Here is a 13,273-nt window from a genome sequence, read left to right as displayed (position 1 = left end):
TTGGCTCCGGTGATGGTGGCGGCCGCAATTATGTTGTCGGCGTGCGGTGGTGGAGCCAAAGACTTCATCGCGGACAACTATTCCAAGACGTCCCAGGATGGCGACGTCGTGTTGTACTCGTCGAAAGATCCAGTGGGCACGACCGTCTCACGGATTGTCGACGCGGACGAACCAGCGGCGCGAAGTGCTGACGGCGGCAACGAATACCTGCGCTACGACGACGACATCGTCACTGTCAGTTCGGCTTCGAGCGGCGGCAGCACCATCAAGGTAGAGGACATCGACGGCACGTATCGCAGCGGCGGATACGCGTACCTGGGACCGGGCTTCAACCCGGGATCCCCGGCGGGTGGAAGCAGCGGCAGCGGCGGCTCGGGTAGTGCCAAATGACGGTAATGCTCAATGAGAAGGAGAACGGCGTGACGAACATCTTTGCATCCACTTCCGTCGAGATCGGAACGGTGGATCCGGCATTGCTCGTCGGTGGCGTTCTCGGCACCCTCGCCTACTTCGTCGTCGGTGCAGCGGTTCTGGCGACGGGATTCCTGGTCCTCGACCTCATGACACCCGGAAATCTCCGCCACCAGGTTTACGTCGACAAGAACCCGAACGCCGCGATTCTGTTGGCCTCCAATCATCTTGCGCTGGCGATCATCGTGGTGACGGCAATCCTGACCAGTTCGGACGGCTTTGCTCAGGGACTCGCCGACTCCGCGGTCTACGGACTGTTCGCGATCGTGTTGCAAGCGATCGCGCTGCGATTGATGAACGCATTCCTTCCCGGCAAGCTGGTTGCGCTGGTGCAGGATCCGAAGATGTGTGGCGCCGCGTGGGCTGTGGGTGTGAGCTTGCTGTCCATCGGTTTGGTGAACGCCGCAGCGCTCACCTGATGGTTGCCGCTGATCCCGATGTGACAGTTGACGAGCGTTCGACGATGCTCGGCCCGCGCGCACGCGTCCTTCTCCTTGCGGCGGTTGCGGCGTGCGCTGCGTGTGGCCTGATCTACGAGCTGGCCCTGTTGACACTCAGCGTGAGTCTGACCGGCGGCGGCATCACCCAGACGTCGTTGATCGTCGCGGGATTTGTTGCGGCTCTGGGTATCGGAGCGCTGGCCGCCAAACCGCTGCTGGGACACGCTGCCGCTTCGTTCGTGACGGTCGAGATACTGCTCGGGCTGATCGGCGGATTCAGTGCCGTCACGCTGTACGTGACCTTCACGTTCTTCGGTTCCAGCGCAGCAGTTCTGGTGGCGGCGACCGCGCTGATCGGCATCCTCGTCGGTGCCGAAGTGCCTCTGCTGATGACGCTCTTGCAGTCCGGTCGCAGCGACAACGACGCACAGAGCACCGGAAAGGTACTGGCCAACCTCAATGCCGCCGACTACCTCGGCGCATTGATCGGTGGTCTGCTGTGGCCGTTCGTACTGTTGCCGTGGGCGGGAATGATTCGCGGTGCCGCACTCACCGGCATGATCAATCTCGTGGCTGCGGCAGTGGTCGCGCTGGTACTCCTTCGGTGGCAGCTCAGCCTGCGCGCACGATCGATCGCCGTCGTCGCAATGCTGTTGGCAGCAAGTTTGATCGGATGGTTGCTGATCGCAGCGTCGGACATCGAGACCACATCGAGGCAGCGGCTCTACACCGATCCCGTGGTGGCCGCCGAGCGATCGGTGTACCAGGAAATCGTCGTCACCGAGCGGGGGAACGACGTGCGCCTGTTCCTCGACGGAGACCTGCAGTTCTCCAGTGTCGACGAGCATCGGTACACGGAGTCGCTGGTGTATCCGGCCCTGGTGAACGACCCCCGGCGCGTGCTGATTCTGGGCGGCGGTGACGGCCTCGCTGCACGGGAAGTGCTGCGAATGAACAGCGTCGAGCAGATCGTTCAAGTGGAACTCGATCCGGCAGTCATCGAGTTGGCCAACACGCGTCTTCGTGATCTGAACGAGGGAGCGCTCGAGGATCCACGGGTGGACATCGTACTCGACGACGCGTTTCGGTGGCTGCGAGAGCGTCCGGAACCGGGTTTCGATGCGGTGATCGTCGACCTCCCGGATCCCGACACCCCCGCACTCGGCCGCTTGTATTCGATGGAGTTCTACGGACTTGCCGCTGCCGCGATGAATCCGGGCGGGCTGATGGTCGTCCAGTCCGGCAGCCCGTACTCGACGCCGGATGCGTACTGGCGAACGGTGTCGACGGTATCGGCTGTCGGACTGAGTGTCTCGCCCTACCACGTTTTCGTGCCGAGCTTCGGTGACTGGGGATACGTGCTCGCGCAAAGAGGTTCCACGCCGCCCGAGCTTCGTCTGCCCGCTGATGTGCCGAATCTGAGGTTCCTCGACGAGCCCACCCTGGCGTCGGCCTCGGTGTTTCCTCGCGATCGCCCGAGGCGGGAGTTGGAGCCGTCAACACTCGACCGGCCGCGCATCGTCGACGATATGCGCAAGGGCTATGAACGCTGAACTCCCGACCGAGTAGCTTGAATCGAGACTCTCGGCCACGACGGAGGTACGGATGACTGTTCGGATCGAGGAGCACGCACCGGGAGTTCGGTTGCTCACGATGAAGCGCAGGAAGCATTCGCAGCTTTTCATGAAGAAGAGGTGATCGAAATGAACGGTGCACAGTCGCTTATCCAAAGCCTGGTCGACTCGGGCGTCGAGGTGTGCTTCGGCAATCCAGGAACGTCCGAGATGCATTTTGTGGCCGCACTCGATTCCGTTCCGCAGATGCGTGCGGTACTCGGCTTGTTCGAGGGCGCCGTGACCGGTGCCGCGGACGGCTACGCACGGATCGCCGGAAAGCCTGCCGCGACGCTGCTCCATCTGGGCCCCGGTATGGCGAACGGACTGGCGAACCTTCACAACGCGCGCCGCGCCCACACACCGATCGTGAACATCGTCGGGGACCACGCGACCTACCACCACGGTTTCGACGCTCCTCTCGAATCGAACATCGATGCGCTGACCGAATGGTTGGAGGGGTGGAGTCGACGTTCCGAATCCACCGCGACCGTCGGTAGCGACGCAGCCGACGCCGTTGCCGCCTCGATGAATCCGCCCGGGCACATTGCCACACTTGTCCTCCCTGCCGACGTCTCGTGGGGCGAAGGTGGAGTTCTTGCGGGTCCTCGGGACATACCGCCGCGGGCGGAAGTTTCTGCAACACAGATCGACTCGGTGGTGGGCGCGCTCAATGCCGAGGGTCGCGCCACGCTACTGCTGGGCGGCGCAGCCTGTTCCGAAGCTGGGCTGCGCGCCGCTTCCCGAATTGCGGTCGCGACCGGTGCCCAGATTCTGATCGAGACTTTTCCAGCCAGGCTTCAACGAGGTGCGGGGCTACCGTCATTCGAGCGCTTGGGATACTTCGCCGAGCACGCCACCGAACAACTTCGCGGAACAACTCAGCTGGTTCTGGCCGGAGCGGTTTCGCCGGTCTCGTTCTTTGCGTATCCCGGAAAACCGAGCGATCTGGCACCGGAGGGTGCTGCGGTGACAACGCTGGCAAGCGTCGGCGACGATGTTGCCGGTGCACTGGAGGCAGTGGCCGAACTCGTGGCACCGGGAGTCGAACCTGTTTTGCAGGAAGCGAATCGGCCGGCGCTGCCGAGCGGGCCTCTGGACGTTCGAAATTGGGCCGACGTGATCGGCGCCCTGCTGCCAGACGACGCCATCATCTCCGACGAGGCGGCGACTTCCGGTTGGGCGATCCCGATTGCCCTTGCCGGAGCGCCGCGCCACGACGTGCTCACGCTCACCGGAGGTGCCATCGGCCAGGGCATCCCGGTGGCGACGGGCGCCGCTGTGGCAGCGCCGGAGCGACCGGTGATCAATCTCGAAGCCGACGGAAGCGCGATGTACACCATCACGGCGTTGTGGACGCAGGCGCGAGAGCAGTTGAACGTCACGACGATTCTGCTCAACAATCGCGCATACGCCATCCTGCGTGGCGAACTGCAACGAGTCGGCGCAGAAGGTGGCGGCGTCGTCGCACAGTCGATGTTGGATCTGTCATCTCCGAACATGGACTACGTCAAGATCTCCGAGGGGTTGGGAGTGCCCGCGTCGCGGGCGAACACAGCGGAGGAGTTGGCCGAACAGTTTGCCGCAGCGCTGGCGGAACCCGGCCCGCATCTCATCGAGGTCATGCTGCCTCCGACGTCGTGATTTCGACCTCGAATCGATCGTCGATCGTGCATTCAACTGGAGGTTTTCGGTGCTAGCTGCGATCGGTTTGTCTCTTCCGATTGCCCTCGGCCTGCTTTTCGTCTCGATGCCCATGGCGGTGATCGTGCTCGTCATGATCACCGCTGGAGCACATCGAGGGGCGGCATCTTTTCTACTCGGGTGGGTCCTCGGAATCTCGGCAGTCGTCGCGGTGACCATCGTGATCGCGGACTATTCGTTTGCGGAGTCGGAGTCGTCGCAGACTTCGGTGTGGTCGAGCGTCGTACGAATCGTGTTGGGTCTTGTCCTGTTCGGCTTGGCATACAAGCAGTGGCGCGCGCGTCCGCGAAACGGGAGTGAGCCGACAGTTCCGAAGTGGATGAAGAGCGTCGACGGGTTGACTCCGCGGAAGGCGTTCGGGTTGGCGTTCTTGTCCGCGGCGGTCAATCCCAAGAATGCAGCGCTGGCGGTATCCGGTGCGGCCACTATCGCGGTCGCCACGAATGTCGTTGCCCAACAGATTGTTGCCGCGGTGATCTTCACGGTCATCGCGAGCGTCGGCATCGCGTCGCCGATCCTGGTGAAGGTGTTCTCCGGCAAGCGTGCCGACGAGATCCTCGCGTCCGCGAAGGCATGGATGACCGCCAACAACGCGGTGATGATGACGGTCATCCTGACGATCCTCGGTGCGACCGTGCTGGGCGAGGGGCTCAGTGGGCTGCAATAGGTCGCCTACCATTGGCGGGTGACTGATTTCGACGACGACGCTGCCGGTTCCATTGCCTCCGCTGCTTTGGCTGTTCTGCGCGAGCAAGGCCCGCTGAGTCTCGAAGAGTGGGCGACCCATCTCGAGGAGTACGGAACTGCGACCGAGTTGGCCGATGTACTCGAGTACCTGTCCGAACCGATGCTCGGGTACCTGCCCAACGGAAAGTACGTCGCTCTCGACACGGTTCTCGAAGGGCTCGTGTTCACTCACCGGCTCAGCGAAGTCGAAATTGCGTCGGACATCCTTGACGCGAGCCCCGACCTGGAACCGATCTTGGCATTCGGCGACGACGACGGGGCGATCCGGGTGGCCCTGGCGGAAGAAGCAGCCTCCGAACGCGGAGCTGCTCCCTTCCGGAGTCGACGAGTTGTGGTACTTCCGGCCGGAACCCTCGGCGAGTGCGCCGACGGTGATCTCGTCGGCTTGGCTGTCGAAGACGGAGCACTTGCGTTTCGTCTGGTCGAGATCGAGGACGAACCCGATCTTGCTCCGGCGCTCGGCGAACTCTTCGAGGAGGACGGAGTCGAGGCCCTGGATTCTGTGTGCTGGCAACTCCTGATCGAGGATCCGTCACTCTTCACGGTTCCTGTTGCGCCGCTGGGTGAGATCTTCGAGGTGGCAGGTTACGAGCACGAGCGTGAGCTACTGGCTCGGCGGGGATTCGACTTCGACGCCTACGACCTGCAGATTCGGACAGCCTTGGTGGCCAGTACCTACGACCTGACCCACGACGAGGCAGTCTCTGCCGTTGCGTTTGTCGATCTGGCGGACCGCGGATACACCGACGCGGTCATCGCCGACTTCGATATCGCGGACTGGGCCCACCGTCATGTGAGCGCTGCTCCGGACTCTTTTGTCTCACTGGCAGATCCGGGTGCTGCAGTGGCCGTGTTCGATCTCGGATTTCGGAATCAGGACCCGGTGACCGACGCAATCCTCGAAGCGCTTGCCTCCGAACTGGCCGAGCGAGGGCCACGGTCGGTCAGGGCGGCGGCTCATTGGCTCGCCGGTAAGGCCGTCGATCGGCTGGGGCGCGTCCTCGAAGCGGAGGCGCACTACGAGAAAGCGCTCCTTGCCGAATCCGGTTGGGGTCCGGCCTTGTTCGAGCTGGCTCAGTTCGCGTCGGACCGCGGCGATGCGACCCGGGCGCTGTCACTGCTCGGGCGGATCGACGGCGGAACCGAAGAGAATCTCTACGCCGTACTGCAGGACTTCGTGCCAGCCGATCACCCGGAACTCGGGCGAAACGACAAGTGTTGGTGCGGTTCCGGCCGCAAGTACAAGGTCTGCCATCTCGGAAAGGCCGATGAATCCGTCAAGGCGGACGGTCGGTGGCTGTACAAGAAGGCATGCCTGTTTGCGTTTGCCTCCGAATTCGTCGACATCGTGACCGGGCTCGACGATCTCGAAAACGAAAATCTCTCCGAGGACGAACTGATCGCGGCCACGATCTTCGACGGATCGGCACTGGACGTCGCTCTGTTCGAGGGTGGAATCTTTGCCGAATTCTTGGCCAGACGCAGCGAACTACTTCCGGAGGCGGAAGTTGTGACAGCCGCACAGTGGCTCGGAATCCGGAGGTCGGTGTACGAGGTGATCGAAACGTCCGACACCGGCGTCGTGCTGCTCGATCGAGGGTCCAAGGAGACCGTCACGGTTGCTCACTCGGTCGAAGGCAAGCCAGGTGATGTGATCAGTGCTCGGGTCCTGACGGCCCCCACTGGCGCGTTTGCGGTGGGTGTTGTGGTCATGGCAACGGAATCGCAGGCTGCGAGGGTACTCGAGGTTCTCGCTTCCGAAGATCTCGAGGCCGAAGAACTGGTGCGCGAGTTGCGTGGAGGCGCCGATCACTCGACCGATGACCGGTGACGATGTATCGAGTCGACCCCGTTAAAGTTGGATAGGTGAACGAACCGATGGATGCCAATGACTTGATCGCCGAAGCCGCGATGGAGTTGTTGCGTGAGCACGGCCCGCAGACAGCGGCGGACTGGGGCACCCTGTTGGCCGATGCCGGCCACGGTACAGCCGACGACATGGCCGAATTCGTAGAGTACGTCGAGGACCCACTGCTCGGCTACTTGAGTGAGGAGCGGTACGCCGCACTCGACACGTTGTTCGAGCATCGAGTGCTGACCCATCGGCTCACCGAAGCCGAAATAAAGTCCGGCGTTCTCGACGCGAACCCCGATCTGATGATGCTGCGGGTGTTCCTCGATCGTGACGACGACGAGATTCATGGCATCAGCGTCGTGCACCGCGGGATAGACGACGACCTGTTGGCTGATCGTGGGATCGAAGATCCGGAGTTCCCACACGACGAAGGCTTTCTGCTCGACACCGACACCCTTGCCGAGTGCTCGGCAGGTGACTTGATCGGATTGTTCGTCGCTGACCGTGAGCTGACGCTCTGCACCATCCCCGAGGTACTGGATCCCGCACCCGGATTCGGCGAGCACCTGGCGACGGTCCTTGCCGACATCGGTGCTGACACCCTCGACGCCATTGTCTGGCAGTTGATGCTCGACGAGCCGTCGCTGTTCCGTCAGCCGACCGCCCCGCTGGGCGAGATGCTCGAGGCGTCAGGTTACGTCCGCGACGGTGACTACGTTGCGGTCGACGGATTCGATTTCGAGGCATACCACCTGGCGAACCGGGCCCGCATGCTCGAGGTCCGCGAGAATCTGCACCCCGAAGAAGCCGCGTCGGTGATCGCCTTCGTCGATGTGGTCATGGCCGCGAAAGCCGAAGGCGTCGAGGATGTCTCGGACTGGGCGCGCAAGAAGATCAAGGAGGATCCGCAGGCCTTCGCAGGCCTCGCCGAGCCGCCCGCGGCTGCGGCAGCGTTGGAGCTGTTGTCCGAACTCGACGATCATGATTCCGTATTGCGTTCTGTTGCAACTGCTCTCGCCGAGAAAGGGTCGCGTCGTGTCAAGCCGGCAGCGCACTGGCTGGCGGGCAAGGCTTCGGATCGTCTCGGCAAGATCCTGGCCGCTGAGGCGTCGTACGAAACTGCGCACGATCTAGATCCCGACTGGACTCCCGCGATCTTCGATCTGGCGCTACTGGCCGCCGATCGAAGCGATGTGACGCGCGCGCTGGCTTTGCTGGGCCGAATCGAGGGTGGCGAGTCCGAGGTTCTGCACGAGGTTCTTCAGCGCTACGCCCCGGCCGAGCACCCCGAACTCGGACGAAATGACAAGTGCTGGTGCGGTTCCGGTCGCAAGTTCAAGGTCTGCCATCTCGGTAAGTCCGAGGTGACGTTCGACGACCGGGCCAACTGGCTCTACGTCAAGGCTCAGTTGTTCTCGCGCACGCCGGAGTACTTCGACGCCGTGTTCGATCTTGCGCTCATCCGTGCCGAGCAGTTCAACAGCGAAGAAGCACTGACGCTGGCCGTCGAAGGCGGTTTGGCCGTCGACGCTGCCTTGTTCGATGCCGGTATTTTCGCAGCTTTTGTCGAGCGGCGCGGAGAACTGTTGCCTGCCGACGAACGCGAACTGGCCGATCAGTGGTTGTCGATTCCGCGCTCGGTGTACAAGGTCGCCTCGACGGAGCCGGGACAGTTGGTGACCCTCAGCGACGTCCGCAACGGGCATCTGGTGAAGGTCACGGACGAGTGGGGCTCGCTGAACCTCGAGCCAGGCACACTCGTGTGTGCTCGTGTTCTTCCGGCCGGGTCCACGATGCGCACGTTCGGTGGCATCGAACCGCTTGCGGTAGAAGACAAGAAGGAGTTGATCCAACTGATCGAGTCCGAGGACACCGAGCCGGGTCAGCTGGTGGAGTTCCTCAGTCGCGGCCTTGCCGGTGCGCCTTTCCGGTAGCGCGAACTACCAAAAAGGCGCACGGGGCCGGAGGCCCTAGGGCGTTACCTGAGCCAACATCATCTGCTCGAAACCCTCACCGTACGGCGGGAGCATTCCCCATTCACCGCGTGGGTCATGCTGCGCTGCTTCGAATACCGTTCGCGCGTGACTGAACTCGAGGAAACCCTCACGGCCGTGGTAGTGCCCGATGCCCGAAGCCCCGACGCCGCCGAAGGGTGCGTCGCTCAGCCCGGGGTGAGACATCGCGTCGTTGATGGTGACGCCGCCCGAGACGGTGCGTTCGAGTACGGATTCCTTCTCGTCCAGATCGGTTCCGAAGTAGTACAGCGCCAACGGTTTCGGTCGTGAATTGATGTCGGCGACGACGTTGTCGAGCTGGTCGTACGGCAAGACGACGACGGCCGGCCCGAAGATCTCCTCCTTCATGATCTGCGCGTCGGTCGGAGGGTCGACCACGATTCGCAGTGGGCGACGACGAGTGTCTGCGGAGAGTTCTTCGTCGGGAACGGTGATGATCCGTGCCCCACGTTCTTCGGCGTCCGCGATGTACCCCTCGATGCGTGCGAGGTGACGATCGCTGACTATCGAGACCATGTCTTTGTTGTCGGCGATCGTGGGAAACAGTCCCGTGAACTGGTCGGTGAACGCGTCGATGAATGCTTCCGTGTTCTCGCGCGGAACGTAGATCAGATCGGGAGAGACACAGAGTTGACCGGCGTTGGTGGACTTCGCGATAGCCAAACGCGAAGCAGCAGAGCTGATATCGGCACTGCGGCTCAAGACGCTCGGTGACTTGCCGCCGAGTTCGAGGGTGACCGGCACCAGGTTCTTCGCAGCATTGGCCATGACCAGCTTTCCGACGGTCGTGCTGCCGGTGAAGACGAGGTGGTCGAAAGGCAGCGACGTCAGCCGATCAGCGACTTCCGGGCCGCCGGTCACCACCGCGACCTCCACGGGGTCGAGTGTTCGACGCGCCGCCTCGGCCAGGACGGCCGCAGTATTGGGCACGATCTCCGACGGTTTGAGAACGGCGCGATTTCCCGCTCCGAGGGCGCAGGCGAGCGGGCTCAGGAGAGTGAACAGGGGAGCATTCCAGGTTCCGATGATGCCGATCGAACCCTTCGGCTGGTACGACACGTACGCCGTGGCACCCAACTGGTCCTGCATCGCTCCGGTAGCTCTCGGTGAGCGAATCATCCACTCTTCGAGCGAATCACGAACGTGCTTGAGTGAAACCATCGACCCGAGAACGTCATTCATCACCGAGTAGGCCGGGATTCGGCCGCCGAAGTCTTCGTTGATCGCCTCGGTCAGATCCTTGTGGTTTGCCACCAGTAGATCGACGACGCGTTGAATGCGCTCGCGTCGTGTCTGCGCGGACGGAAGACCAGCGGCTCGAGTTGCTTCCTGCTGAGCGCGCAGAATCTCTTCGAGATCAGTGGTGACGGCGACATCGGTGCTCATGGGCACTCCTCGTAGTGGCGAAGTATTGACCGGACCGTATCGACGCGGTGCGAGTGGATGCCCTTTTCGTCTCGTTGACCGGGACGGATTCGATTGGTAGAGAGAACACATGTCGCAGACACAGGTAGAAGACACTGCAGTGAAGATTTCCGTCGAGGAATCGGTGGGACTCGGTTTCCTGACGCTCGATCGGCCGGCGCGCCGCAATCCGCTCTCGGCGGAGACCATGCGTGAGGTGACGGCTGCCCTTGTCGAATTGTCTGTAGACGAGCGCGTGCGGGTCGTGATCGTGCGCGCCGAAGGCCCGGTGTTCTCCGCCGGACACGATCTGACGGAGATGATCGGGAGAACCCTCGAGGACGAGCGGGCGATCTTCGACGGCTGTACCGAGATGATGGAGACCGTACAGCGGATTCCGCAGCCGGTGATTGCCGCAGTACAGGGCCCGGCTATCGCGGCGGGCTGCCAACTGGCCGCGTCGTGTGATCTGGTTGTTGCTGCGTCGAATGCTGTCTTCGGCACGCCGGGCGTCAAGATCGGACTGTTCTGCTCGACGCCCATGGTGGCGCTGAGCAGGGCAGTAGGGCGCAAGCGCTCGATGCAGATGTTGCTCACCGGGCAGACGATCGACGCCGACACCGCTGCGGACTGGGGTCTGGTGAACTTCGTCGTCGCGCCCGAAGACCTGGATCGAGAGGTGCGCGAACTGGCCGCCAAGATCACGACGGCCAGCCCCTTGACGGTGAAGATCGGTAAGCAGGCGTTCTATCGCCAGATCGATCTGCCGCAAGCGCAGGCGTACGAGGCGATGGCGGAAACTATGGCAACCAACGCCGTGACCTGCGACGCTCAGGAAGGTATGCAGGCCTTTGTGGACAAGCGAAAGCCCGAATGGCGCAATAAGTAACGATCGCTCTTCCGGTTTAGTTGGACGTCCTATAACCTGAGGCGCATGAGCCTGGATCCACGCACCAACACTGTCGACGGAGTGCTTCGGCGCTCGGCAGCCAAGTACCCCGACCGTGTAGCCGTCGTCTTCGAAGATCGCACTCGCACCTACCGCGAACTCGACGACGCGGTGACGCGGGTCGCCGCCTACTTGCTCGGTCTGGGGCTCGAACACGGCGACCGCGTCGCGGCATACGGAACCAACTCCGACGCCTATGCAATCGGATTTCTTGCCTGTGCACGAGCAGGTTTGGTGCATGTTCCGGTCAATTACGCACTGAAGGGGGAGGAACTCCGGTACCTCGTGGCGCAGTCAGGCGCCCGCGCGGTGTTGGTGGATCCGGCATTGGCGCCGACGCTCGACTCGGTACGCTCCGACCTCGATCTCGATCACGTGATCGCACTGCGGGACGCGGAACTGTCCGTCGTCACGATCGGTGAGGCAGGCGAGGTGCCGGTCTTCGAACCGCGTGCGACGTCGACCGATCTGGCGCAACTCCTGTACACCTCGGGCACCACCTCGAAGCCCAAGGGCGCCATGATGTCTCACGGTGCACTGGTTCACGAGTACGTGTCCTCGGTGATCGCGCTCGGCCTCGACAAGAACGACAACCCGCTGATCTGCATGCCGATGTACCACTCCGCGGGCATGCACGTCTTCATGCTGCCGTACCTGTCCGTCGGCGCGACGGTCAGTCTGATGCAGGCGCCGGACATCCCGGAAATCCTGCGCCGTGTCGAAGCCGAAAAGATCGGATCGCTGTTCCTGGCGCCGACCGTGTGGGTACCGCTGGCCAACCATCCGGACCTCGAGACCCGCGATCTGTCTTCGCTGAAGAAGGCGCAGTACGGCGCCTCGATCATGCCGGTCACCGTGCTCAATCGTCTGCGCGAGCGCTACCCGGACATCGGTTTCTACAACTGCTTCGGCCAGTCCGAAATCGGCCCACTGGCAACAGTTCTCCAGCCCAGCGAGCATGCTGATCGCCCGTCTTCCTGTGGTCGCGCGGTGTTCTTCGTCGAAACCCGCGTCGTCGACGCCGACGGAAACGATGTCGCCGACGGTGAGTCCGGCGAGGTTCTCTACCGCTCACCGCAGCTGTGCAACGGCTACTGGGAGAATCCAGAAGCCACCGCCGAGGCCTTCCGTGACGGCTGGTTCCATTCGGGCGATCTGGTCGTGCGGGACGAAGAAGGTTTCATCACGGTCGTCGACCGGATCAAGGACGTCATCAACACCGGCGGCATCCTGGTGGCGTCACGCGAGGTCGAAGATGCGGTCTACACGCACCCCGCCGTGGCAGAAGTTGCCGTGATCGGTACGCCCGACGAGAAGTGGATCGAGGCCGTCACCGCGATCGTCGTGCTCAAGGACGGCAACGACGAGTTGACGCCCGAGGCGTTGATTGCCCACGTCAAGGAGCGAATCGCTCCGTTCAAGGTGCCCAAGCATGTCCGTTTCGTGGCCGAGCTTCCGCGCAACCAGAGCGGCAAGCTACTGAAGCGGGAACTGCGCACCGTCTGAAGCTTGCTATAGGTTCTGCCTTACCTTCGGTTCGTTTTCAGGTCTTTGACTCCGATTGCCTCACGGTATTGACTTCGGGGGACGGCATGGACTTCGGAAACAGCAAGGTGAGTGGTGGGAATGCAGGTCGACGCAGATGACTTCGCAGATATCTTGGCGACTGCGCGGGAGTTCATCCGTAAGGAAGTAGTTCCGCGTGAGCAGGAGATAGCCGACACCGACGCCATTCCTGAGGACATACGCAAGAAGGCCGCAGCTATCGGGCTCTTCGGTTACGCGATCCCTCAGGAATGGGGTGGGCTCGGACTCGACCTCACCCAAGACGTCGAACTGGCAATGGAATTCGGCTACACGTCTCTGGCGCTGCGTTCGATGTTCGGTACCAACAACGGAATTGCCGGACAGGTGCTGGTCGGCTTCGGTACCGACGAGCAGAAGGCTCAGTGGCTCGAGCGCATCGCCTCCGGTGATGTCGTGGCTTCCTTTGCTCTCACCGAACCGGGCGCGGGCTCCAACCCGGCCGGCCTTCGGACCAAGGCAGTGCTGGACGGATCCGACTGGGTGATCGA

11 protein-coding genes are annotated in these 13,273 nt (G+C 62.6%); 10 read left to right on the top strand and 1 reads right to left on the bottom strand.

Annotated features, from left to right (window positions below; genetic code table 11):
- Window positions 1-12: 12 nt before the first annotated feature.
- The 7 genes from RWT78_RS10035 to RWT78_RS10005 all read left to right on the top strand — a co-directional run bounded on the left by RWT78_RS10035 (window position 13) and on the right by RWT78_RS10005 (window position 8,764).
- On the top strand, window positions 13-390 hold the full coding sequence (locus RWT78_RS10035; protein WP_054825980.1) for a DUF4247 domain-containing protein: 378 nt from the start codon (window positions 13-15) through the stop codon (window positions 388-390).
- Window positions 387-890 (top strand): DUF350 domain-containing protein, encoded by a 504-nt coding sequence (locus RWT78_RS10030; RefSeq protein WP_042448576.1) that lies wholly within the window; start codon window positions 387-389, stop codon window positions 888-890. The genes RWT78_RS10035 and RWT78_RS10030 overlap by 4 nt, the downstream gene beginning before the upstream one ends.
- The gene (locus tag RWT78_RS10025) at window positions 890-2,464 is read left to right on the top strand and encodes a polyamine aminopropyltransferase (protein ID WP_314675503.1); all 1,575 of its coding nucleotides are present in this window, start codon (window positions 890-892) and stop codon (window positions 2,462-2,464) included. The genes RWT78_RS10030 and RWT78_RS10025 overlap by 1 nt, the downstream gene beginning before the upstream one ends.
- A gap of 150 nt (window positions 2,465-2,614) precedes the next feature.
- The gene (locus tag RWT78_RS10020; RefSeq protein ID WP_064074318.1) at window positions 2,615-4,168 is read left to right on the top strand and encodes an acetolactate synthase large subunit; all 1,554 of its coding nucleotides are present in this window, start codon (window positions 2,615-2,617) and stop codon (window positions 4,166-4,168) included.
- 49 nt (window positions 4,169-4,217) lie between these two features.
- Window positions 4,218-4,895: a GAP family protein gene (locus tag RWT78_RS10015; protein WP_030537205.1), complete on the top strand. Its 678-nt coding sequence runs from the start codon at window positions 4,218-4,220 to the stop codon at window positions 4,893-4,895.
- A gap of 18 nt (window positions 4,896-4,913) precedes the next feature.
- Window positions 4,914-6,806, top strand: a complete 1,893-nt coding sequence (locus RWT78_RS10010; protein ID WP_314675502.1) for an SEC-C domain-containing protein — start codon at window positions 4,914-4,916, stop codon at window positions 6,804-6,806.
- Between the two features lie 35 nt (window positions 6,807-6,841).
- Window positions 6,842-8,764, top strand: coding sequence for an SEC-C domain-containing protein (locus RWT78_RS10005; RefSeq protein WP_314675501.1), 1,923 nt, complete (start codon window positions 6,842-6,844; stop codon window positions 8,762-8,764).
- A 36-nt stretch (window positions 8,765-8,800) separates the two neighbouring features.
- Here RWT78_RS10005 and RWT78_RS10000 read toward each other — a convergent pair whose 3' ends face one another.
- The gene (locus RWT78_RS10000) at window positions 8,801-10,231 is read right to left on the bottom strand and encodes a coniferyl aldehyde dehydrogenase (RefSeq protein WP_314675500.1); all 1,431 of its coding nucleotides are present in this window, start codon (window positions 10,229-10,231) and stop codon (window positions 8,801-8,803) included.
- A gap of 109 nt (window positions 10,232-10,340) precedes the next feature.
- Here RWT78_RS10000 and RWT78_RS09995 point away from each other — a divergent pair, with 109 nt between their 5' ends.
- From RWT78_RS09995 to RWT78_RS09985, 3 genes are all read left to right on the top strand, one after another.
- Window positions 10,341-11,138, top strand: coding sequence for an enoyl-CoA hydratase (locus tag RWT78_RS09995; protein ID WP_003939812.1), 798 nt, complete (start codon window positions 10,341-10,343; stop codon window positions 11,136-11,138).
- A 45-nt stretch (window positions 11,139-11,183) separates the two neighbouring features.
- A complete protein-coding gene (locus RWT78_RS09990) occupies window positions 11,184-12,704 on the top strand; it encodes an acyl-CoA synthetase (RefSeq protein ID WP_003940405.1) in 1,521 nt (506 codons plus the stop codon).
- Between the two features lie 120 nt (window positions 12,705-12,824).
- Window positions 12,825-13,273 (top strand): acyl-CoA dehydrogenase family protein (locus RWT78_RS09985; RefSeq protein ID WP_314675499.1); only part of this gene is annotated, 449 nt, incomplete at its 3' end.

The organism is uncultured Rhodococcus sp., assembly GCF_963525155.1.
Classification (GTDB): domain Bacteria; phylum Actinomycetota; class Actinomycetes; order Mycobacteriales; family Mycobacteriaceae; genus Rhodococcus_F; species Rhodococcus_F qingshengii.
Note: the sequence above shows the minus strand (reverse complement) of the source record. Positions and strands in the feature narration are given on the sequence as shown.

Excerpts from the sequence above, each read along its gene's own strand:
- RWT78_RS10000 (WP_314675500.1), bottom strand. The coding sequence starts at position 10,231 with ATGAGCACCGATGTCGCCGTCACCACTGATCTCGAAGAGATTCTGCGC.
- RWT78_RS10025 (WP_314675503.1), top strand. The coding sequence starts at position 890 with ATGGTTGCCGCTGATCCCGATGTGACAGTTGACGAGCGTTCGACGATG.
- RWT78_RS09990 (WP_003940405.1), top strand. The coding sequence starts at position 11,184 with ATGAGCCTGGATCCACGCACCAACACTGTCGACGGAGTGCTTCGGCGC.
- RWT78_RS10035 (WP_054825980.1), top strand. The coding sequence starts at position 13 with ATGGTGGCGGCCGCAATTATGTTGTCGGCGTGCGGTGGTGGAGCCAAA.
- RWT78_RS09995 (WP_003939812.1), top strand. The coding sequence starts at position 10,341 with ATGTCGCAGACACAGGTAGAAGACACTGCAGTGAAGATTTCCGTCGAG.
- RWT78_RS10020 (WP_064074318.1), top strand. The coding sequence starts at position 2,615 with ATGAACGGTGCACAGTCGCTTATCCAAAGCCTGGTCGACTCGGGCGTC.
- RWT78_RS10030 (WP_042448576.1), top strand. The coding sequence starts at position 387 with ATGACGGTAATGCTCAATGAGAAGGAGAACGGCGTGACGAACATCTTT.